At 69.0% G+C, this 20,581-nt stretch carries 16 protein-coding genes; 7 read left to right on the top strand and 9 right to left on the bottom strand.

The features are described 5' to 3' along the window. Positions 1-122: 122 nt before the first annotated feature. The gene (gene yczR, locus D3654_RS17415; RefSeq protein ID WP_120522715.1) at positions 123-1,628 is read right to left on the bottom strand and encodes a MocR-like transcription factor YczR; all 1,506 of its coding nucleotides are present in this window, start codon (positions 1,626-1,628) and stop codon (positions 123-125) included. A 60-nt stretch (positions 1,629-1,688) separates the two neighbouring features. Here yczR and yczE point away from each other — a divergent pair, with 60 nt between their 5' ends. Next, on the top strand, positions 1,689-2,315 hold the full coding sequence (gene yczE / locus D3654_RS17410) for a membrane protein YczE (protein WP_120522714.1): 627 nt from the start codon (positions 1,689-1,691) through the stop codon (positions 2,313-2,315). 73 nt (positions 2,316-2,388) lie between these two features. Here yczE and D3654_RS17405 read toward each other — a convergent pair whose 3' ends face one another. The 8 genes from D3654_RS17405 to D3654_RS17370 all read right to left on the bottom strand — a co-directional run bounded on the left by D3654_RS17405 (position 2,389) and on the right by D3654_RS17370 (position 13,376). Continuing rightward, positions 2,389-3,198 carry an Fpg/Nei family DNA glycosylase gene (locus D3654_RS17405; protein ID WP_120522713.1) on the bottom strand — a complete coding sequence of 270 codons (810 nt, stop codon included), beginning with the start codon at positions 3,196-3,198 and terminating at the stop codon, positions 2,389-2,391. Continuing rightward, complete coding sequence (locus D3654_RS17400) at positions 3,191-8,167, bottom strand: ATP-dependent helicase (protein WP_120522712.1); 4,977 nt, start codon at positions 8,165-8,167, stop codon at positions 3,191-3,193. Before D3654_RS17400 ends, D3654_RS17405 begins: the two co-directional genes overlap by 8 nt. A gap of 42 nt (positions 8,168-8,209) precedes the next feature. Then, complete coding sequence (locus tag D3654_RS17395) at positions 8,210-8,836, bottom strand: DUF4232 domain-containing protein (RefSeq protein ID WP_120522711.1); 627 nt, start codon at positions 8,834-8,836, stop codon at positions 8,210-8,212. A gap of 112 nt (positions 8,837-8,948) precedes the next feature. Next, positions 8,949-9,674: a YcnI family copper-binding membrane protein gene (locus D3654_RS17390; RefSeq protein WP_120522710.1), complete on the bottom strand. Its 726-nt coding sequence runs from the start codon at positions 9,672-9,674 to the stop codon at positions 8,949-8,951. 79 nt (positions 9,675-9,753) lie between these two features. Then, on the bottom strand, positions 9,754-10,389 hold the full coding sequence (locus tag D3654_RS17385; protein ID WP_120522722.1) for a hypothetical protein: 636 nt from the start codon (positions 10,387-10,389) through the stop codon (positions 9,754-9,756). Positions 10,390-10,455: 66 nt separating this feature from the next. Then, positions 10,456-11,604 (bottom strand): cation:proton antiporter, encoded by a 1,149-nt coding sequence (locus tag D3654_RS17380; protein WP_120522709.1) that lies wholly within the window; start codon positions 11,602-11,604, stop codon positions 10,456-10,458. A gap of 49 nt (positions 11,605-11,653) precedes the next feature. Beyond that, complete coding sequence (locus D3654_RS17375; protein ID WP_120522708.1) at positions 11,654-12,220, bottom strand: SRPBCC family protein; 567 nt, start codon at positions 12,218-12,220, stop codon at positions 11,654-11,656. Between the two features lie 16 nt (positions 12,221-12,236). Continuing rightward, on the bottom strand, positions 12,237-13,376 hold the full coding sequence (locus D3654_RS17370; RefSeq protein ID WP_120522707.1) for a sulfite oxidase: 1,140 nt from the start codon (positions 13,374-13,376) through the stop codon (positions 12,237-12,239). An 87-nt stretch (positions 13,377-13,463) separates the two neighbouring features. Between D3654_RS17370 and D3654_RS17365 the strand changes: the two genes are divergently transcribed. The 6 genes from D3654_RS17365 to D3654_RS17335 all read left to right on the top strand — a co-directional run bounded on the left by D3654_RS17365 (position 13,464) and on the right by D3654_RS17335 (position 20,563). Then, positions 13,464-14,072 (top strand): TetR/AcrR family transcriptional regulator C-terminal domain-containing protein, encoded by a 609-nt coding sequence (locus D3654_RS17365; RefSeq protein ID WP_120522706.1) that lies wholly within the window; start codon positions 13,464-13,466, stop codon positions 14,070-14,072. Between the two features lie 159 nt (positions 14,073-14,231). Next, entirely contained in the window at positions 14,232-15,515 is a 1,284-nt protein-coding gene (locus D3654_RS17360) for an MFS transporter (protein ID WP_205571848.1), read from the top strand. A gap of 30 nt (positions 15,516-15,545) precedes the next feature. After that, complete coding sequence (locus tag D3654_RS17355) at positions 15,546-17,171, top strand: amidohydrolase (protein ID WP_205571847.1); 1,626 nt, start codon at positions 15,546-15,548, stop codon at positions 17,169-17,171. Positions 17,172-17,304: 133 nt separating this feature from the next. After that, positions 17,305-18,915, top strand: coding sequence for a PAS domain-containing sensor histidine kinase (locus D3654_RS17350; protein WP_120522705.1), 1,611 nt, complete (start codon positions 17,305-17,307; stop codon positions 18,913-18,915). A 190-nt stretch (positions 18,916-19,105) separates the two neighbouring features. Further along, positions 19,106-19,723: a sunset domain-containing protein gene (locus D3654_RS20685; protein ID WP_205571846.1), complete on the top strand. Its 618-nt coding sequence runs from the start codon at positions 19,106-19,108 to the stop codon at positions 19,721-19,723. A 477-nt stretch (positions 19,724-20,200) separates the two neighbouring features. Then, on the top strand, positions 20,201-20,563 hold the full coding sequence (locus tag D3654_RS17335; protein ID WP_120522703.1) for a hypothetical protein: 363 nt from the start codon (positions 20,201-20,203) through the stop codon (positions 20,561-20,563). Positions 20,564-20,581: the final 18 nt, after the last annotated feature.

Here is a 20,581-nt window from a genome sequence, read left to right as displayed (position 1 = left end):
GCTCCGCGCAACCGGCACCACGCCAGAGACCCCGCCCCTGCACACATTTTCCATGCCCACGGCGGGGCGAAGCCCCTGGGTAATTGAAGCCTCATAACGACAACAATTGCGAGTTACTTGGGTCAGGCGATCGCCGCTACCTCCGGTTCCTTCAGGGTCCGGCGCAGCTGGGGCGCGGCGTCCAGGCGGTCCTGCGCGGCACGCAAGGCGAGCACCGCCGTCGTGAGCTGCTCCGGTGGGAGGGTGAACGGCACGCGCAGGAAATGCTCGAAGGAACCGCCGACGCCGAAACGCGGCCCCGCGGCCAGCCGCAGCCCGAACTCGGGGGCCAGGACAGACAGTGCAGTGCTCGACGCCGACGGCAGCTTGCACCAGACAGTCAGGCCGCCGCGCGGGCGCTCGAAGCTCCATTCCGGAAGGTGCTCGGCCAGCAGCCTGAGCAGGGTCTCGCGGTGGCCGCGCAGCGCATCCAGCCGGGCGCCGAGCGGCTCGGCGAAATCGCGGATCAGCCGGGCGGCGGCGAGCTGTTCGACGATGGGTCCGCCGAGGTCCATGGTGGTGCGGGTCGCCACGAAGCGCGCCAGGAGCCCTTCGTCGGCGCGGATCCAGCCGGTTCGCAGGCCTGCCCAGTGCGATTTGCTGAGCGAACCGATGGACACCACCGCCGGGCTGAAGGCTGCCAGCGGAGTGGTGCCGACGCCGTCGAGGTCGAGGGCGCGCAGGGTCTCGTCCACCACGAGGACCGTCCCGGTGCCGGCAGCCTCCCGGACCAGCCGGCGGCGCTGCAGGTCCGACATCACACGCCCGGTGGGATTGTGGAAGTCGGGCACCAGGTAGGCCATGGCCGGGCGCTGCTGCCGCATGGCCGAAACCATGGCGTCGATGTCCCAGCCCGGACCGCTGCCGGGCGCCGTGTTTCCCGGGGTGCGCCGGGTGCCCGGAACGGCGGGCAACGGCACCGGAACCGTCCGCGATCCCGAGGCGCGGATGGCGTCCAGCGCGTTCGGATAGCTCGGGTGGTCCACGAGGACCTTCCTCTGCCGGCCGGCGAGCGTGCCCAGGATGATGTTCAGCGCGTGCTGCGCTCCGGAGGTCACCAGGATCTGGGACGCCGACGTCGGAACGCCCGCTTCCGTGTAATGCGCCGCGATCGCCTCGCGCAGCACCGGGACGCCGAGGGAGTCGTAGCCGAAGCCCGGCAGCAACGCCGGCAGCTCGGTCAGGGCGTCCGCGAAGGCGCGGTGCACCACCTCGCCGGTGGCGGGCAGTGACGCGTAGGCGAGGTCCAGGACACCGTCCGGGGCCACGAGGCCCGGAGCCTGGGCCACAGCCACGCGGTGCGGGAGCCGGGTGCGGGCCCGGCTTCCCTGGCCGCTGCTCAGGAAACCCTGTTCGCGCAGTCCCGTGTACGCGGCGGTGACTGTCGTGCGGCTGACGCCGAGCGTTTCGGCGAGGGCACGCTCGCTGGGCAGCGCGACATCCAGTGCGATGCGCCCGTCCAGCACCAGCAGGCGCACGACGTCGGCCAGCTCACGGTACGCGGCGGCCGCGCCGGTGTTCCACGCGCCCAGGAGGCGGGCCAGGGATGCCGGGCTCAGGGAGCCCGAAGGGTTCGACGACGAAAGCATAAGACCAGTATTTCAAACTGGCTATGGAAAGCAATGCCAGTTTTCTTGAACCATGGAGCCATGATGACCCGCAGAATCACCCAGCTCCTGATCGGCCTCGCGATGTACGGAATCTCCCTGGCCATGTTCATCAGGGCAAGCCTCGGCCTGGATCCCTGGGACGTGTTCCACCAGGGGCTCGCCGGGAAGCTTGGCTGGAGCATCGGCACCGTGGTGGTCGTGGTCAGCTTCCTCGTGCTGCTGCTGTGGATCCCGCTGCGGCAGATGCCCGGCTTCGGCACCCTGGCCAACGCCGTGCTGGTGGGAATCTTCGCCGACCTGGGCCTGGCCCTGATCCCGGCCTTCTCGCACTTGGGCGGCCAGATCGCCATGCTCGCCGGCGCCGTGCTCCTCAACGCCATCGCCTCCGCCTGCTACATCGGCGCCCGGCTCGGCCCCGGCGCCCGCGACGGCCTCATGACCGGCCTTGCCCGGCGGACCGGCTGGTCCGTGCGGCTCTCCCGCACGCTGATCGAAGTGGTGGTACTGGGCTCCGGCTGGCTGCTGGGCGGCTCGGTGGGCGTGGGCACGGTGGTCTACGCCCTGGCGATCGGGCCCTTGGTCCAGCTGCTGCTGCCGTTGTTCGCGGTGCCGGAGAAGGTTGTGGCGGCGGAGCCAGTGCCGCAGGCCCAAGTAGCTGGCAGTTAAGGTCGTTTTGAGCCTGCAAAACGACCTTAACTGCGAGTCAGTTGGGCGGGGGAACGGGACTAGGGAGCCGGGACTAAGGCGCCGGCTGGCAGTTCGGGCAGAAGTAGATGGTCCGTTCCTCAAGGCCGGGGGATTTCCCGAGTGTTCCGCGGCGGATCGGCGTGCGGCAGCGCAGGCACGGCTGGTGTTCGCGCCCGTACACCCAGTAGCCCGGGCGCGGCGCCCGCGGGCCGAGCGTGGAGCGCGGCCCGGCCCCGAGGTTGGCCTCGAGCAGCCGTTTGGCGTCGGCCAGGATCGCCGCCGGCTCCGGCACGGACGCCACGGGAACGGCCGGGTGCACGCGCGAAAGGAAGCACGACTCGCAGCGGTAGATGTTCCCGATTCCGGCCACGTTTCCCTGGTCCAGCAGGGCGAGCCCGATGGGCGTGTCCGGGGATGCCGTCAGTCGCCGCAGCGCCTCGTCTGCGTCCCAGTCGGGCCCCAGCAGGTCCGGCCCGAGATGCCCGAGGACCCGGTCTTCTTCTCCGGTCCGGATGACTTCCAGGATGCCCAGGGAGAAGCCGACGACGTCGGCCGAGGCAGTGCGCAGCACGCACCTTGCCGTGTGGCCGGGTTTCCGCCACTTGCCTCCCGGGGCATAGACCTGCCAGCTGCCCTCCATCTTGAGGTGCGAATGGATGGTCAGGGCGCGCCCCGAATCAGCGCCTTCGCGCACGCGCATCAGCAGGTGTTTGCCTCGCGGCACCACCTCGTCCACGGTCCAGCCCGACAGGTCCAGGGTGGCAAAGCGCGGCACCCTGAAGTCCGAGGCCAGCAGCACCTTCCCGGCCAGGGCATGGTGCAGTTCCTTGGCTGCACGCCAGACGGAATCCCCCTCAGGCACGGATCCTCAGGCCTTTCGGAGTGGAGTAGGCGCCGGCGGCGGCAAGGGCCTCGGCGATCGGCGTGCCCAGCAGGTCCTGGCCGTTGACTTTCTCCATGAAGAGTTTGTCCACGGCTCCGCGGCGCACCACGTCCACCAGCGCCGCAGCGGCACCGGCCAGCACGCCGTCGTCATGGCTGAAGGTGAGCAGCGTCTTGCCGCCGCGTTCCACATACAGGACCAGGGCGCCGTCGACCATCACCACCAGCGCGCCCGCTTTCCGGCCGGGTCGGTGCCCGGAAGCGGCGTCCGCGGACAGGGCAGGCCAGGGCAGCGCCGCGCCGTAGGGGTTGGCGGGATCGGTGGCGGCCAGGGCCAAAGCCGAAGGTTCCTGCTTCTCGGCGTGGGCGTCCTCGGCGAAGGAACGCAAGCGGTCCACGGTGGCGGGTACGGCGAACTGCGCGGCGCCGAGGTGTTCGATGAAGTACCCGCGGCGGCAGCGGCCGGCCTCCTCCAGCCGGGCCAGCACCTTGTACATCAGCCCGAAGCCGCCCAGGATGTTTTCGGCCATCACCGAGCCGCGGGTGACCACGCCATAGCGGTCCAGCAGGAGTTCGGCGGTGCCGCGGGCGTGCAGGGTGGGGTCGAGCTCCGGCACGGGCAGGGCAGACCAGCGTCCCACCGCCATGGGCGGCGTCGAGGCAGTGGCGGGTCCGGACAGCGAGCCGTAGCGTCCGCCGGTCAGACCCGGCGAACCGAAGCCCCCGCCCGTTCCGATCCCGCCCGTACCGATCCCGCCCGTACCGATCCCGTGCGCGCGGCCGATCCGGCCCAGCCTGAGCGAACGCGCTCGCGGCGGCCTGGCGACCTGCCGGTGGGCCGTCTTGCCGCCCGCAATCAGCGCCCGGACCGGCGCGAAGGTGTCGCCGGTGATCCGCCCGGCCCACACGAGATCCCACAACGCGGCCACCACGGCGTCGTCGCTGAGCACGGCATCCATCCCGCCCGCGACCTCGGTGAGCTGGCGGAAGAAGTACGCCCCGCCGCCGTCGCGCAGGTGCCCGAGCAGGCGCAGCTGCGCGTCCGCGGGCTCAAACCCGGGGTCCGGGTTCAGGGTCAGCTCGGCGGAGTCGGCCACGTGCAGGCTGATCCAGCCGTCATTGCCCGGTAGCGAACCTGCCCCGGCCCACAGCAGCTCGCCAGCGGCCATCAGTTCGTCCAGCATTGCCGGCTGGTAGTCGGCCACCCGGCTTGCCAGCACCAAAGGCTCCCACGCCGACGCCGGAACGGGCACCCCGGAGAGCTGGTCCACCGCCGTCATGATGCCGTCCAGGCCGCGCAGCGCCGAGCCCGCGCGGGACCTCCCCGGCTGGCGGACGTTCTGCCAGTCGGGCAGGAACCGACCGTAGGCGGCGGCCTCCACGGGCTCGACTTCGGCCCGCAGCGCCGCCAGCGAGCGACGCCGGAGCTTGCGCAGCACGTCGGCGTCGCACCATTCGCTCGCCGGCGGCGCGCCGGCCGCGCCTGCCACTGGCGGGAGCAGTGATTCGGCTGTTTCCGGCCCCGCGCCACCTGCAGGCTCGGCGACCGGGTGCGGCCGGAACTCGCCTTCCACCACGCGGCCGTCGGCGGCGAGCCGCTTCAGGGCAGTGCGCACGACGGCGGCCCCGAGCCCCAGCCGGGCGGCGGCCTCTTCCGCGGTGAATGGGCCGTGGGTCCTCGCGTAGCGCGACACGAGGTCGCCCAAGGGATCCGCCACCGGCTCGATGAAGGCCAGCGGGACACCCACGGGCAGCGGGACCCCGACGGCGTCGCGGAGCCTGGCCGCGTCCTCGATGGCTGCGTAACGCTCCACGCCGCCCAAGGTCACCGTGAGCGCCCGGTTGGCCCTACGCAACGCGGTGAGGTGCCCGGCTGCTTCTGCGGTGGTGCCGTCCTCGAGGCGTGCGGCGACTTCGTCCGTGTCCAAGGGCCCGAGCAGCCGCAGCAGGTCCGCGACCCCTTCAAGGCCCCGGACCCGTCGGTCCGGAACGAGCCGTTGAAGCTCCAGTTCGGTGCTTTCGATGACCTTGGCGTCGAGCAGTTCACGCAGCTCCACCCGGCCCAGCAGTTCGTTCAGCAGGGCCGAGTCGAGGGCGAGGGCGGCGGCGCGCCGTTCGGCCAGGGGGGAATCGCCTTCGTAGAGGTACTGGGCCACGTAGCCGAAAAGCAGGGACTTCGCGAAGGGCGAGGGCTGCTGGGTGGTGGTCTGCACCAGGCGCAGTTCCCGGCGCTCAATGGCGCCCGCGATGTCCTTCAACGCCGGGAGGTCGTAGACGTCCTGCAGGCACTCCCGCACGGTTTCGAGCACCACGGGGAACTGCGGGTACTTCTTCGCCACGTCCAGCAGCTGGGCGGATCGCTGGCGTTGCTGCCAGAGCGGTTGCCGTTTGGCGGGGTTCTGGCGGGGGAGCAACAGGGCGCGGGCGGCGCACTCGCGGAAGCGGGATGCGAACAGCGCGCTGCCGCCCACCTCCGCCGTCACGATCTGCTCAAGTTCGTCCGGTTCGAAGAGGAACAGTTCTGCGCCGGGCGGTTCGTCCTCCATCATCGGCACCCGGAGCACGATGCCGTCGTCGGCGGCCATGGCGGAACCGTCCAGGCCGTAGCGCTGCTGCAGGCGCTGCCCGACGGCGAGTGCCCAGGGCGCGTGCACCGGCATGCCGAAGGGGCTGTGGAGGACAACCCGCCAGTCGCCCAGCTCGTCGTGGAAGCGTTCGACGACGAGCGTCCGGTCGTTCGGGACCACCTCCGTGGCCTGCTGCTGCTCGCGGAGGTACTGGAGCAGGTTGCCAGCGGCGTAGTCGTCCAGACCGCTGGCCTTGCACCGCTCCAGGGCGGGGGCGGGATCGGACGCGGACAGTTCGCGGACGAAGGCGCCCAGCGCCCTGCCGAGGTCCACGGGCCGGCCCAGCGAGTCGCCTTTCCAGAACGGCAGCTTCCCGGGCTGGCCGAAGGCGGGGGAGACCAGGACGCGGTCGTGCGTGATGTCCTCGATCTTCCAGCTGGTGGCGCCGAGGGCGAAGATGTCCCCCACCCGGGATTCGTAAACCATTTCCTCGTCGAGCTCGCCCACGCGGCGCCCGCCCTTGGGAGCCCGCGACGGCGTTCCCGCCTCCTGCCCGGACCCTGAACCCGAGCCGGTGGAGCCTTCGTTTTCCGTGCCGATGATGTAGACGCCGAAGAGCCCACGGTCCGGGATGGTGCCGCCCGAGGTCACGGCGAGCCGCTGGGCGCCGGGCCGGCCCTCGATGGTGCCGGCGTTGCGGTCCCAGATGATGCGGGGCCGCAGTTCGGCGAATTCATCGGACGGGTAGCGGCCCGAGAGCAGGTCCAGGGTGGCCTCGAAGGCCGAACGCGGCAGTGTGGCGAACGGTGCCGAGCGCCGCACCGTGGCGAACCAGTCCTCGACGTCGATGCTCCCCAACGCTGCGGCGGCGACGGTCTGCTGGGCGAGGATGTCCAGCGGGTTCGCCGGGATGTGCAGCCGTTCGATCCTGCCGCTGAGCATGCGTTCCACCGTGACCGTGGTGTGGACGAGGTCGGCCCGGTGCTTGGGGAAGAGGACGCCCTCGGAGATTTCGCCCACCTGGTGCCCGGCGCGGCCCACCCGCTGCAGCCCGCTGGCCACCGACGGCGGCGACTCCACCTGGATCACCAGGTCCACGGCGCCCATGTCGATGCCCAGCTCCAGGGACGACGTGGCCACCACGCAGCGCAGCCGGCCGGACTTGAGGTCGTCCTCGATCATGGCCCGCTGGTCCTTGGACACGGAGCCGTGGTGCGCCCGGGCCAGCACGGGATCGGCGCCCTGGGTGCTGCCCGCCTGGGCCATCATGTGCGCGGGGGTGGCGGTGGAGGTGGCAGGCCCGGCGGACGTCCCGGGCCCGGGCGGTTCCCCGAAGTCCGGGGCGAACCCGGCGGCCTCGGAGAAGACGTCCACCGGCATGAGCTGGCGTTCGGCGTGGATTTCGTTCAGCCGGGCCGTGAGGCGTTCGGCCAGCCGGCGGGAGTTGGCAAAGACAATGGTGGACTGCCGGGAGAGGACCAGGTCAACGATCTTCTCCTCCACATGCGGCCAGATGGACGCCTGCGGCTGCAGCCCGGACGCCGGCCCGGAGTCGAAGGCCCCGGACGCGCCCGCGAGGTCCGACATGTCCTCCACAGGGACAGTGACGGCGAGCTTCCAGTTCTTGGTGAAGGCCGGAGCCACGATTTCCACCGGCGCGGAGGACGACAGGAACTGCGCCACGAGCTCCCGCGGCTCCACCGTGGCGGACAGCCCGATCCGCTGGGCGGGCTTGGGAAGCAGCGCATCCAGGCGCTCCAGGGACACCGCAAGGTGCGCCCCGCGCTTGGTGCCGGCCACGGCGTGGACCTCGTCCACGATCACCGTGTCCACCTCCATGAGCGTCTCCCGGGCGCGGGAGGTGAGCATCAGGAACAGGGATTCGGGCGTGGTGATGAGGATGTCAGGAGGGTGGCTGAGCAGCGCGCGGCGCTCCGCCGTCGTCGTATCCCCGGAACGGACGCCGACGCTCACTATCGGTGCCGGCAGGCCCAGCCGCTTGGCCGTTTGGGTGATGCCGATCAGGGGTGAGCGGAGGTTGCGTTCCACGTCCACGCCCAAGGCCTTGAGCGGGGAAATGTAGAGGACGCGGGTGACGCGCTTGGCCGGCTTGCCCCCGGGAGCCGGATTGTCTTCCTGCACGGGCCGGGCACCGGGCGCCAGCAGCTTGTCCAGCGCCCACAGGAACGCGGCGAGGGTCTTGCCCGAACCGGTGGGCGCCACCACCAGGGCATGGGAGCCGGAGGAAATGGCCCGCCAGGCGCCGTCCTGCGCTGGAGTGGGCGCGGCAAAGGCGCCCAGGAACCACTCACGGGTGGCGCGGCTGAACGCCTCCATCACCGGGCTGTGTTTGTTCCCGCCGAGCGGCTCCTGCTCCTGCATTTTTCCATCATGCCGCACGGCGCCGACAGTAAGGAGGCAGGGTCAGCTTGCCTGGAATGACTCGATGGTCAGCAGCTTGATGCCGGTGTTGCTGCAGGCTTCACGCTGCTGCGCGAGGAACACGGAGCCGGTGTCCTCCGGCGGGTAGATCCGGAAGCCCGTGGCCGCGGCCTTCGTGCAGTCCGGGTAGAGGCCGGCCTGGGTGTAGCGGAGCACGGCGGCGCCTGAGTCGCCCGGCTTCAGGAGGAGCTCAACGGGGGCCTTGGCGGTGTCGCGGTCGGCGGGTGCCCCGATGGGGCCGCCGGTGGGTGCGTTCACCAGGGAAACGCCGGGGTAGCCCTTGAGGATGCACGGCGTGGTGCCGGAATTGGTGAGGATGAGCTTCTGGTAGACACTGCCGGCGGCGCCGCCGCCCGTGGAGTCGACGCTCGGGGTGAGCGAGGCGGACTTGCACAGGACCGGCCCTGCGGACGCGGTTCCCGAACCGGTGGCGCTGGCCGGCCCCGAGGGGGTGCTGCTGTCCGAGGGGGTCTGCGAGGCACTGGGGGAAGTGTCCGACGTCGGGCTGGCTGACGTTCCGCCCTGGCCCTGCCCGCAGCCGGCCAGCAGCAGGAGCGAGGCTGCCGCCGTGGTGAACAGGAGGGCCTTTTTGGCGCGCGCAGTAGTCATGCGCCCAGCCTTCCGGCGGCAATTGCCTGAGTCAACCACGCCACGGCGGCGGACACGGAAATGGCGCCCGGATCGTGATGTTCCGGGCGCCATCCTTTCAACTGGGTTTCAGTCAGGCCGTCTTCTTCCTGCGGAAGAACGCGGCGCCGCCCAGCCCGAGGCCTGCCAGCCCGGCAGCGAGTCCGGCCCAGCTGCGGGCGTCCGCGCCGCCATCGGACGCGCCGGAGTTGGCAGAACCGGAGGAGCCGGTCACGGCCGCAGCCGGCGCCGCGTGCTCACTGTGCCCGGCCTCCGCCGCAGTGATGGTGACCGACGGCGCCGGGGCCTCCAGGCTGTGCGGGTCCTGGCCTTCCTTGGGCTGTTCCTTCCAGTCGGTCTGGCCCTTGACACAGCTCTGCAGCGTGGGGAAGTAGAGGGTCTTGCCGGCGGCGTCGGGAAGCTTCACGGAGAGGACCAGGGCGTCGCGCAGGTGCGGATCCAGCGGGGCCTTGGCCGTGTACACGATCTTGCTGGTGCGCTTGGTGATCGAGGTGCCGTCGGCCTGTTTCCGCGGTTCCGGGAACGTTTCGGTGACCTTCTCCACCGTCCAGTTCGGGTTCACCGTGGGCTGGGCGTCGTTCAGTTCCTGCGGCAGCGTGATGGTCATCCTGGTGGTGCCGGAGGTGTCGCAGCCGTGCGGGATGCCGAAGGTCAGCAGCGCGTAGGAGTTCGCGGCGGTCTTGTCCGGGGTCACCGAGACGTGGGCGGAGGCGCCCTGCATGCCGGCGAGCATCAGGACGGCGGTGCCGCCGGCAACAGCGGCGGTGGTGAGGGTGCGGCGGAGTGCGGAGTTGGTCATGGTGCTGCCTTTCAAGGTGCGCGGAAGCGCGGAAGTACGGGTGTGTGCCCGTCACCGTGAAAGGTAGTGCCGGGCGGAGTCAGGAAGGAACGACGACGGCGGGCGGGCCGCGCCTGCTGTCCTGCCTGAGGTTCCGCCAGGGGCGGGGGGTGAACGCCGACGGTGCGCCGGCTCGCGCGCGGCGGGTACCGGCGTCGGGCACGAAGAGCAGGGCGAGGACCCGCCAGAGCGGGCGGAGCCACGAGGCCAGTTGCCACAGCGCCTGCTCGCCCTTGGCAAACAGCAACGCCGAGGCCGCCGTGGCGAGCACGTGGGCCGCCAGCATGAACCAGCCCAGCGAGGTGTCCAAGCCGTGCAGGTGCTGTGCCGCGTCGCCGATCACCGGCAACTGCACAGCGTGGTGCACATGCGGAGCCTCTGCAACCGGACCGGCGGCTACCGGGCCGAGCGCCGTGAAGGCCTCGTGCAGCAGCACCTGGCCGCCGCCGAGCAGCGCCGCCACGGCGGGCAGTCCGAGCTTGAAGCGCGTGGCCAGGGTGGTGGCAAGCGCGGTCAGGGCCAGGAGCGCCAGCAGGACCGGAAAGGCCGGCAGGGTGCCGCCCGCGATCACGTGGGCACCCGCGGCGAGGGACAGGACCGCCAAGGCGAGCGCGCCCGAACGGAGGGCGTGGAACGGAACCCGGTGACGGGAACGGGAGGACGCGGCAGCGCGCACGTGGTCCTCCCTTGTGTCCTTGGGGCCGCCTTCCGGGAGCGGCCAACCCCGCAATTCTACCGGCGCCTAGCCGGCCATCTTTTCCGGCTGGCTGAACGTACGTGCCGCCCGCGAGCCCGCTACGGCGCTCGCCGCGATGCTGATGAGGGCGCCGAGGAGCAACGCCGCGGCTTCCCCCGGTTCCAGCAGGTGCAGCTGGGTGCCGATGGTGGCCGCGGCAACGGGTACGCCCAGCTGCGAGGCCGCCAGGACCGCGAGCGGCAGGGGCTGGCCGAGCAGGCGCAGGCTGCCGTGGACCAGCAACGTCCCGAAGCCCAGGCAGAGCCCCAGCAGGATCATCCGCGGACTGCCCACGAGGGTGTGCAGGTCCAGGGAGGCGCCGAGCCAGACGAAGAACACGGGGCCCAGGAACCCGTCGCTGACCGCGAACAGCTGGTGGGCCAGGCGCCGCGGCTCGCCCACGGCCGCCACCACCAGGCCGAAGGAGAACCCGGCCAGCATGATCGACACATTCCCGGCCACCGCCAGCCCGGACAGCAGGAACAGCACCGCCAGCTGGATCCGCAGCTCCAGGGCGAACTTCCGGTCCTCCGACACGTCGTGCAGCCGTTCCCGGGCGCCGCTGCGTTCCAGCCAGCGCAGCAGGAAATAGAGCAGCACGGAGCATCCGGCGACGGCGGCGGCCCCGGCGGCGGCGCGTGCGGCGTTCGGCGGGTCGACGGCGAGGGGGAGCGCGACGATGCAGGCGATGTCCGCGATCGCCACCTGCGCCGTCGTCGTCAGGACCTTCGGCCCGGCAAGCCGCAGCGAATCGACGATCGGCAGCACCAGGGCCGCGGAGGAGGACGCCAGCAGCACGACGTACAGCGGCGTGTGCCCGGTGCCGAAGGCGAAGGCGATGCCGGTCCCGACGGCGGCCGCGAGCCCGGCCGCGATCAGTGCCCGGAGGGCTCCAGCGCCGAGCGCGGGCCGGATCGCTTTGTCGCGGACCGGTACGTGCGTACCGGCGACGAACATGATGAGGGCGAAGCCGACGTCGGCCACGAAGGTGAACGTGGGATCCGAGGAGTCCACCAGGGCCAGTCCGGTCCGGCCGATGGCGATGCCCGCCAGCAGTTGCCCCAGCACCACGGGAAGGTGCCACTTCCGGGGCAGGGCCAGCAGGGGCCCGAGGAGGGCGACGGCGGCGATCAGCGACAGCTGGAAGAACGACACACCTTCCTCCTTCCGCCGTCCGGCGTCGGCGGCAGTTTACCGCGGGGGCTCAGGCATGGGTGGTGATCCTGTGCCAGCGGTACCGCCCCGCGAAGGTGGGCTCGGGCGGCGGCGGGACCTTGGCCTTGTTCTCCGGCCGGCGGCGCCTCAGTTCCAGGGCCAGGCTTTCCTGACCGCGTGCCATGGCCCAGCGGTGGTTCGCCGCGAACACCGGGTTGAAGATGAAGCCCAGGCGCCGGATCAGGGGCTTCGAGGCGGTCACCCGCCAGTCGAAGCTGACGACTGTTTCCGGCCCGTCCTCCTCGAACATCCAGCGGCCGGTGCCGTTCAGGTCGCCCGCGGCCGCGATGGCGAAACCTTGCTCCGTGATGGGTTCCGTGACGGTGAGTTTCCAGCGCAGGGTGTAGGGCAGCCAGCCCTTCGTGTGCAGCATGAAGCTCTTTCCCGTGCCGTCAGCGTTGCCCGGGTCCAGCGGTGTCACCCGCAGGTACACCGCGGGCCACCAGCGGGCCAGGGTCCCGGCGTCGCCCAGGATGTCGGTCACCTCCCGGGGTGTTCCGGCGACGCGCCACACGGTCAGGAACTCGTAATCGATGCTGCCCTTGGAACCTCCCATGGTCGCTTTCACGCAGTTACTCCCGGACCGTCACGGTGAGGTGCTGGGCCGCGTTGTTGGCCAGGCCCTGGTAGTTCCACTCGGGCTGGTCCGGCTGTGTGAGGCCGGAGCTGTCGGTGGCGCGGCAGGCCAGGTCATGGGCGCCGGGGGATGCGATCCAGGTGAAGCTCCAGCCGCGCCATGCATGCGGACCGATCGCCGGTTCCAGTTCCGCCTCGGCCCAGACGCCGTCCACGCACACTTCCACCCGCTCCACGGTTCCGTGCCCGGACCAAGTCCTGCCGCTGAGGTGCACCGGCCCGGCCTGCACGAACCGTTCCCGGGTGAAGAAATCGGGAATGCCCGGCGGCACCATGAGGGCACGGGGCCTGATCCGCTGCACGGGCTCGCCCAGTTCCTCAGCGGTCTGCCCGAAGTGGTAGGCCGGCGTCTGCTGATAGCCGTCGAAGGCGTGGTCGATCGCCTCGATCGAGCTCAGCCACTTGACGCTGGTCATGCCGTACCAGCCGGGCACCAGGAGCCGGAGCGGGTAGCCGTGCTGCGGCGGCAGGGGCTGGCCGTTGACCTCGTACGCGAGCAGCACGTCGCCGGACATCGCGTCGGAGACACTGAGGCTGCGGGCGTATTGGTGCTCGATCCCGCCCTGGATCCCGCGGTCGGCCCCCGTGAAGACGAGTTCGACGGCGTCAGCCGGGATCCCGGCGTCGTGCAGCAAGGAGGCGAGCGGCGTCCCGGTCCATTCCGCCGTGCCGAAGCCGCCGCGGTCCCACGGCTGGCTGACCGGGCGCGGCTCCATCAGGGAGCGGCCGTTGCCGGCGCATTCCATGGTGACCGGAACGGTGCGCCGCTCACGATGCTTAAGTTCGGTGAGCGTGTACTCACGCGGGTGGTCCACCAGTCCGCCGATGCGCAGGCGCCAGGCCGTCGGGTCGATCCGGGGTATGTCGAAATGGATCAGCAGGTAGTGCATGCCGATCGGGGTGATGGGCCACTGGAGCATTTCCAGGGGCTGGGCATGGTTGCGGGACGCGAGGTGGAGCTCTTCGCGGGTGAGGGGTCCGTCAGTGGGCGCACCCGGTGCGGGAGGGGCAGCTGCTGGCCGGGCAGGCAAGGTTTCGGCGGTGTCCGCCGACGGGGGCCGGGACTCGACGCTCATGCACCTAAGTATGGGCGCCGGTGTATGGCCTTCCAAGAGCCCGCCGCTGATACCTTGGGGACCAGCCGAACCCCCAGGAGTCCTTGCATGGCGCGCCCGTCCCGACCACTGATTTCCGTCGACGCCGTGGTCACGGCCGCGCTCGAGCTCATCGACGAGGGCGGCGACTTCAGCCTGCCCAAGGTGGCGCGGAAGATCGGCGTCAGCCAGTCCTCCATCTACAACCACGTCTCCGGGCGCGAGGAGATCCTGGAACTCATCCGGGGCCGGATCACGGAAGGCAGCCCGGTCCCTCCCGCGGGCACGTCGTGGGATGAGGTCCTCCGCCTGGAAATCCGGGAGTACCGCGAGAGTTTCGCCCGTCACCCGCGCACGGCTCCCTTGCTGGTGATGCAAACCGTCCGGCACGCCAAAGTCATCGCCTTCTACGAGCGGCTGTCCTCGGCCCTGGAGGAAGCAGGCTTCACCGGAAGCGACGTGGCCTCGGCCCTGGCGCTGATCGACAGTTTCGCCATCGGTGCCGCCCTGGACCTCGCCGCTCCGGGCAACGTGTGGGAGGTGGAGCCGGGCGGCGGGAGCGCCCTCGGACGGGCCGTGGAAAATGCCTCCGGACTGGACGACCGGGCGGGAACTGCCTTTGAATTCGGCCTTGAAATCCTCATCGAAGGACTACGACGGCGGGCTGCCGGACTCTGATTTTCCGCTGATTTCCTGAACCCACTTGTGTGACGCGGGCCTCAGCCCGCATACTAAACGAAAGCCTTTCGTTTAGTGGTCCGGCCCTCGGCCAGGATCCCGACCGATCCCGACCGCAGGCCGCAACGGCGCGGCCCCGTCAAAGACCCGGAGAATTCCTTGAGCCCTTCCCCCACCCTGGATGCCAGCGGCCGCGTGCCCCTCACGTGGCGCCGCGGCATTTCGACCTTCGGCATCGGCGTCATCGGCTTCATGGCCGCCAACCTGGTGCCGTTCATGATCATCGCCCTCGTGGACGGTCACAGCCTTACGCCCACCGCCGCAGGGACCGTGATGACCGCCTGCCTGCTGAGCACGGCTGTGGGTTGCCTCCTGACCTCGCGCTGGTCGGCCCGCTCCGGCAGGTACGTGGTGGCCCGCGGCGGCCTTTTCCTCGCGGCAGCCGGCTTCGGCGCGGCGGCCTTGGTCCCCGTGACCCCGGTGGCCATCGCCGCCATCATCCTCGGCGGCCTCGGCGGCGGTGGTGCCATCTCCGCCAGCGGCGCCGCGCTCGCGGCCCTGCGCAACCCGAACCGCATGTCCGGCATCAGCGGCCTCGCCAACCGTGCGATCGTCACGGTGGTCCTCGCGCTCATCCCGCTGTTCGGCACCGGAATGCTGAGCGCGTTCGGGATCCTCGCGCTCCTGGCGCTCGCCTTCGTCCTGACCTCGGGCTGGATGCCGGCCGCGGCGGCGGCCCCGGACGCAACTTCCGCTTCGGGCCCCACTGTTGGGGCCGACGTCGGGCAGTCACCTGCGGTTCCCCGCAAGGCGCCGCTGCTGGTGACGATCGCCGGCTTCAGCCTGCTGTCCTGCTTCGGCCTGTGGGCGCTGGGGGAGGATTCGCTGTGGGCGGTGGCAGGGTCCATGGGTGCCGAGCAAACCGGAATCAGCGACGCCGACATGGGACTCATGCTCAGCATCTCCACCGCCGGGGGCCTGGTCTTCGGCGCCATCGCCAGTTACCTCGGCGACCGCCTGGGCCGCACCGTTCCGCTGCTGGTCCTCCTGCTGCTGGGCGGCGGACTGAAGCTCGCCGCAGGCTTGGTCAACGACCCCGGCACCTACATGCTGGTGATCATCGCCTGGAACACGGTCTACGCGCTGGCGTTCATGTACGTGGTGTCGGTTGCCGTGGCACTGGATGTGCGCGGCTTCTGGTCGGCGGCGTTGAGCGGCACCTACCTGATCGGCTCCGCCTTCTCGCCCCTGTTCGGCACCTTCATCGCCGAAACCCTCGGCTACGTGCCGTTGACGGCGATCCTCTCCGGATTCAGCTTCCTCCTGCTGGTGCCGTTCCTGGTGATTTCCCGGGTGGCGGCGCGCGTGGAGAAGGAGGGTGCCGCCGTCAGCGCCCCCGATTCTTCCGACGCCGCGCAGTTCAACCAAGCTGCGATCGTCTAGCCCGTGTCCATTCAGAACAAAGGAACAGTTGTGACCACCCGTACCCTCTACCGCAACGCCCGGATCTTCACCGCCGATGGTCCCGCGCTCGCCGAAGCATTGATCGTCGACGGCGACCGGCTGGCCCATGTAGGCAGCGAGGCGGCCGCGCGCGAGGTGCTGGCCGGGGGTCCTGTTTCCGAGACTGACCTCGGCGGTGCCTTCGTGATGCCCGGCTTCGTGGACGCCCACACGCACCTGGTGATGATGGGCGAGACCATGCAGAAGGTGGCCCTGCGCGACGCCGCGAACCTCTCGGAGATCCAGCTGCGGCTCAAGGCGGCCGTGGCGTCGGACCCTGGAGCGCCGCGCATCCTCGGCAGCGGCTGGCTGTTCTCCGCCATCCCCGGCGGTGCCCCGACCGCGGAGATGATTGACGCCGTCGTGCCTGACCGCCCGGTGTACCTGGACGCGAACGACCTGCATTCGGTCTGGGTGAACAAGGCCGCGCTCGCGGAAATGGGCATCGACAAGGACACCCCGAACCCGCTGGGCGGCATCATCGAACGCGACCCGGAGACCGGTGAGGCCACGGGCCTGCTGCACGAAACCGCGATGCACCAGTACGCCTGGCCGACGCTGGCGTCGCTCACCTCGGACGACGAGCGCGACGCCCAGTTGGCCACGGCCTTCGAGCACTACCTGTCCACCGGCGTCACCAGCGGCATCGATATGGCCCTGGGTGAAGCCGAACTGGCGGCGATGCGCCGGGCGCTGGAGGCGGGCGGCGGGACCCTGCCGCTGCGCATCAACGCGCACTGGCTGGTGGCGCCGTCCGGGGACCACGAGGAAAACCTGGCGCAGGTGGCGCGGGCCGCAGAGCTCAGCCGCGAAGTCAACACCCCGTGGCTGCGGGTGGTGGGCATCAAGATCATTGCCGACGGCGTGATCGACGGCTGCACGGCCGCCATGAAGGAACCGTATTCGGATGGCAGCAAAGCGGACCTCATCTGGGCCCCGGAATACCTGAACCCGGTGGTGGCCGCGGCCGACGCCGAGGGGCTGCAGATCGCCATCCACGCCATTGGCGACCTTGCCTCCGAAGTGGCCCTGGACGCCTTCGAACACGCCAACGCGGTGAACGGGCCGCGCGACCGCCGGCACCGGATCGAGCACATGGAGACCGTCACGCCGGAGAGCATCGCGCGGCTGGGGCGGCTGGGCATCGTGGCGTCCATGCAGCCGGTCCACGCCGACCCTGCCGTGCAGGAAAACTGGCGGGCCATGCTGGGCGACGAGCGGATCGAACGTGCATACCCGTGGACCGAATTCACCGACGCCGGCGCGGTGCTGGCGCTCGGTTCGGACGCGCCCACCGCACCGCACCCGCCGCTGCCCAACATGTACATCGCCACCACCCGGAAGTCCGCGCTGGAGCCGTCGCTTCCCGCGAACCTTCCGAAGTACGCACTGGAGTTGGCCTCCGCGCTTGGCCATGCCACCCGTGACGCGGCGTTCTCTTGCCGCCGCGAACACGAACTCGGCCGCCTTTCTGAGGGAATGCTGGCGGACTTCGTGGTGCTGGACACCGACCCGTTTGCGGCTGGCGTGGACTCGCTGCTGGCTTCTTCCGTGGTGCTCACCGTGGTGGGCGGGGACGTGAAGTTCCGGGCGTAGTTCTTTCTTTGCGGGTCCGTTCCTTTTTCCCGAGGGGGCGGGCCCGCCTTTTTGTCGCAGCCAATCAACGATCCATCAGTATGCTTAGCAGCACGGGTTCCAGTCTCGGCGTGAGTGGAAGGTGTGCTTGGTTATGGGGGATACCGTCTTTTTGCCGCTGGAGGATTATTTCAACCGAACGGGAATGCGCCGGGCTATTACTTTGTGCCAGCTGCCTCTGACGGTCACCGTGGCATTCATTGTCGGTTTGGCTCTTCTGTTCAACCCGGACACTCTTTCCGGGCCGGTATTCATGCCGGTCCTCATCCTGCACGTACTGATTCTCGGGGCATGCATTCTGCTTCCTTGGGACCGCTTGCCGGCCGGGAGTTTCGTGGCTGTTCCGATGGTGGATTGTTTCGCCATCGCCGCTATGCGCGAAGTAGGCGGACCGGTCTTGAGCGTCGTGGGACTCCTGATGGTGTTCCCGGTCATCTGGCTCTCTGTGAGCGCCAGCAGGGCTCGCCTGGTCCTGGCCGTCGGTGCCCCGCTCGTTGCCACCATCGCATCGTCCCTGGCGGTGGGAAGCGGGATTGAACGGTCCGACTTGATCCGAATGATCGTCTTCCCAACCATCATGGCTGGTTTGGCCATCACTGGACACGTCGTCGCCAGCGGCCTCATCCGCCACCGGGACAAGTTGAACCGCAAGGACCGTGAACTCGCGCACCTGCACGAGGCAACCAAAGACCACGCGCAATTATTGGATGCCGTCCTCGAAACCGTTACCGTCGGCGTCTGGACGATGAACACCGAGGGTGAAGACCTGCTCACCAACCGTCGTCTCCGTGCGGATCGCTCCTGGGCAGAAGGAGCAGTTGCCCCTGGCCAGGCAAACCCGTTCATTCCGTGCGCGCCAGATGCCAATGAACGGGGCGAAAGCCCTGCAAGCCTTGCCCTCAGAGGTGCCAACTTCACCAACAGGCTGGTGCGGGTCGGCTCAGATAATCAGCAGCGCACCTTTTCCGCCGCTGCACGTCCACTACTCGACGAATCGGGCCACTTGAAGGGTTCCACCATTGCCTTCACCGACGTCACCGCCCTTGTTGAAGCGCAGGCGGCACGGGACAAGTTCGTTGCTTCGGTCTCCCACGAACTTCGAACGCCGCTAACGTCCATCCTTGGCTACATGGAAGTCCTCGGAGACGGGCCGGACGCCCACTTCATGGGCATCATCGAACGCAACGCCAATCGCCTGTTGAGCCTGGTCAACGATCTGCTGCTCGTAGCTTCCGAGGACCTTGAACTCCGGCGCCGGCCCACGAACGTCTCGGAACTTCTCGAGGAGTCAGCCCGTGCCGCCATGCCAGCAGCAGCAGCCAAAGATGTCACTATTGCCACGAAGACCCCTGAGGACGTCATGGCGGTTGTGGACCCCAGCCAAATCTCAAAAGCCATCGGCCATGTCCTGTCGAACGCAATCAAGTTCTCCCCGGATGGCAGTCCGGTGACAATTGGCCTCCAGCAATATGAGGGAAGGATCGAATTCTCCGTCTGCGACCGCGGCGTCGGGATGACCGGGCAAGAGGTGAATCAAGCCTTCACTAAGTTTTTCAGGGGCGACCACGCGATGGAGACAGCGATCCCTGGGGCAGGCTTGGGCCTGCCCCTCAGCAAGGCCATCGTTGAAGCCCATGGCGGAACCATCGAGCTGAACAGCCAACCCGGATTCGGGACCACGGTAACGATCACCCTCCCGGAGTAACCCGCAATCCACGCGGGCAACAGGAAATTACAATTCATGGGTGTCGGATTGTTTAACGACCGCTTAGGCTGCACCTTGCCTGGGACTTCGCAGCGTTAGGATTCATTTCGTACACTCGTTCCTGCCTGAAATCAGGCAGCGATTCCATGGGGGAATTCATTTGTTCAGTACTTCATTGCGCCCTTCTCCAGTGCGCGCTGTTTCATGGCGTCGCAAAGCCCTTGGCACTTTGCTGGCGCTGGCCGCATTCGCCGCTCCCGCCGTCGTCGTCGCAACTTCGGCGCAGGCGGCTCCGACGGTGACGACCCGGGTGGCTTCATTTTCGGCCGGTCCGGCCACGGTGGTCCGCGGGAAGGCCATCACCGTCCAAGGCCAGATGCAGGGCTTCAACGGCCGCACGTGGGTCAAGACCGGAACGGTCACAGCAGTGGTCTACTTCGACCCGGACGGTGCCAAGCCCAACGCCGCCGTGCGCACGCTGAAGACCAACACCACCGGCTACTTCCGCACCGCGTTCGCCGCCTCGGTTACCGGCAAGTGGTCGGTGCGCATGACGCCTGGCGGCGCACTCAAGGGCAGTGCCTCCGGTCAGGCGACCGTCCGGGTGGCGGCTCCCGCGCCTGCGCCGACGTCGGCCAGGCCCGTGAGCACGTGGAACTGCCCGGCCTGGGCGCCGATCAAGGGCAACGCCCCGAGCAAGATTTACCACCTGCCCGGTCAGCGCTACTACACCAGGACGACGCCGGAAGTCTGCTTCGCGACGGAGCGCGCGGCCCAGCAGGCGGGGTACCGGAAGGCGAAGGTGTAGTGGCTAGTTGATCTGCAGGAGTTTGCGTGACGCGGCGAGCGTCAAGGCGCGTGACGCGGAGGAAGGGACTCGCCTCGACTATGCGCTCAGGGAGCTCGTGCAAAAGGCCATCAATGCAAGAATTCTGATGTAGGACGTCATTGAATGCACCAATCGAGCAACAGCGGATCTACCAATTCCGCGACGGACGTCGCTGAATCCAGAACTGGGGGAGCCATGAAGGAACTTCTCAAGAGTAGTGCCGTCCGGTCAACGGCCGTCGCCGGGATGGTCATCGCCCTCTGCGCCAGCGTCGGCGGACGGACCTACCCGTGGGTGTTCGCGGCCTTCGCCGTAGTGTGGGTCGTTGTATCCACCCTCGCTATCATCAACGCCCAGAGGAGCGCTCGCAACGAACGACGGTGACCTGGCCCGGCTGCGGGTATTGGCCGCGATAAGGGCTGAGGCGCGGGCCAGGGTGGACGCCGCGGCTGCTTCTTGGCGCACGAAACGGTCTGCACGGGCTTGTCGCCTGAGCAGGCGATCGAGGCAGTCCGTTTGTCTCTGGTGGCGGATGGGTACCGGCCGCAGATCAAGGAGCAGACAATTGTTGTCAGGCAGGGCTCGGATCTCGTAAAGAGGCTATTCGGATTGATGCTCGCGGCCGGAAGAAACGCTGTCCCGGTCGGTCTCACGGTTAGCGTCGAAGAAGCAGTTGACGGTAGCCAGGTTCGCCTGGATGCCTATGACCGGCTCGGTCCGTACCTCGATACAAAGACGAGCAAGCGCCTCGCCATAATCGTCGACGAGCGAATGCAACGTCTCATTGAAAGTGCGAAGAAGAACATCCAGCCCCGGTAATCGGAGCCGAGCGATGTG

This window comes from Arthrobacter celericrescens, from assembly GCF_003614925.1.
In the GTDB taxonomy this organism is placed as follows: Bacteria; Actinomycetota; Actinomycetes; order Actinomycetales; family Micrococcaceae; genus Arthrobacter; species Arthrobacter celericrescens.
The sequence above is the reverse complement of the archived record's forward strand: the minus strand, read 5'-3'. Positions and strand labels throughout refer to the sequence as shown.

Coding starts and splice junctions, on each gene's coding strand:
- yczR (WP_120522715.1), bottom strand. CDS start 1,628: ATGCTTTCGTCGTCGAACCCTTCGGGCTCCCTGAGCCCGGCATCCCTG.
- yczE (WP_120522714.1), top strand. CDS start 1,689: ATGATGACCCGCAGAATCACCCAGCTCCTGATCGGCCTCGCGATGTAC.
- D3654_RS17400 (WP_120522712.1), bottom strand. CDS start 8,167: ATGCAGGAGCAGGAGCCGCTCGGCGGGAACAAACACAGCCCGGTGATG.
- D3654_RS17395 (WP_120522711.1), bottom strand. CDS start 8,836: ATGACTACTGCGCGCGCCAAAAAGGCCCTCCTGTTCACCACGGCGGCA.
- D3654_RS17390 (WP_120522710.1), bottom strand. CDS start 9,674: ATGACCAACTCCGCACTCCGCCGCACCCTCACCACCGCCGCTGTTGCC.
- D3654_RS17375 (WP_120522708.1), bottom strand. CDS start 12,220: ATGGGAGGTTCCAAGGGCAGCATCGATTACGAGTTCCTGACCGTGTGG.
- D3654_RS17370 (WP_120522707.1), bottom strand. CDS start 13,376: ATGAGCGTCGAGTCCCGGCCCCCGTCGGCGGACACCGCCGAAACCTTG.
- D3654_RS17365 (WP_120522706.1), top strand. CDS start 13,464: ATGGCGCGCCCGTCCCGACCACTGATTTCCGTCGACGCCGTGGTCACG.
- D3654_RS17350 (WP_120522705.1), top strand. CDS start 17,305: ATGGGGGATACCGTCTTTTTGCCGCTGGAGGATTATTTCAACCGAACG.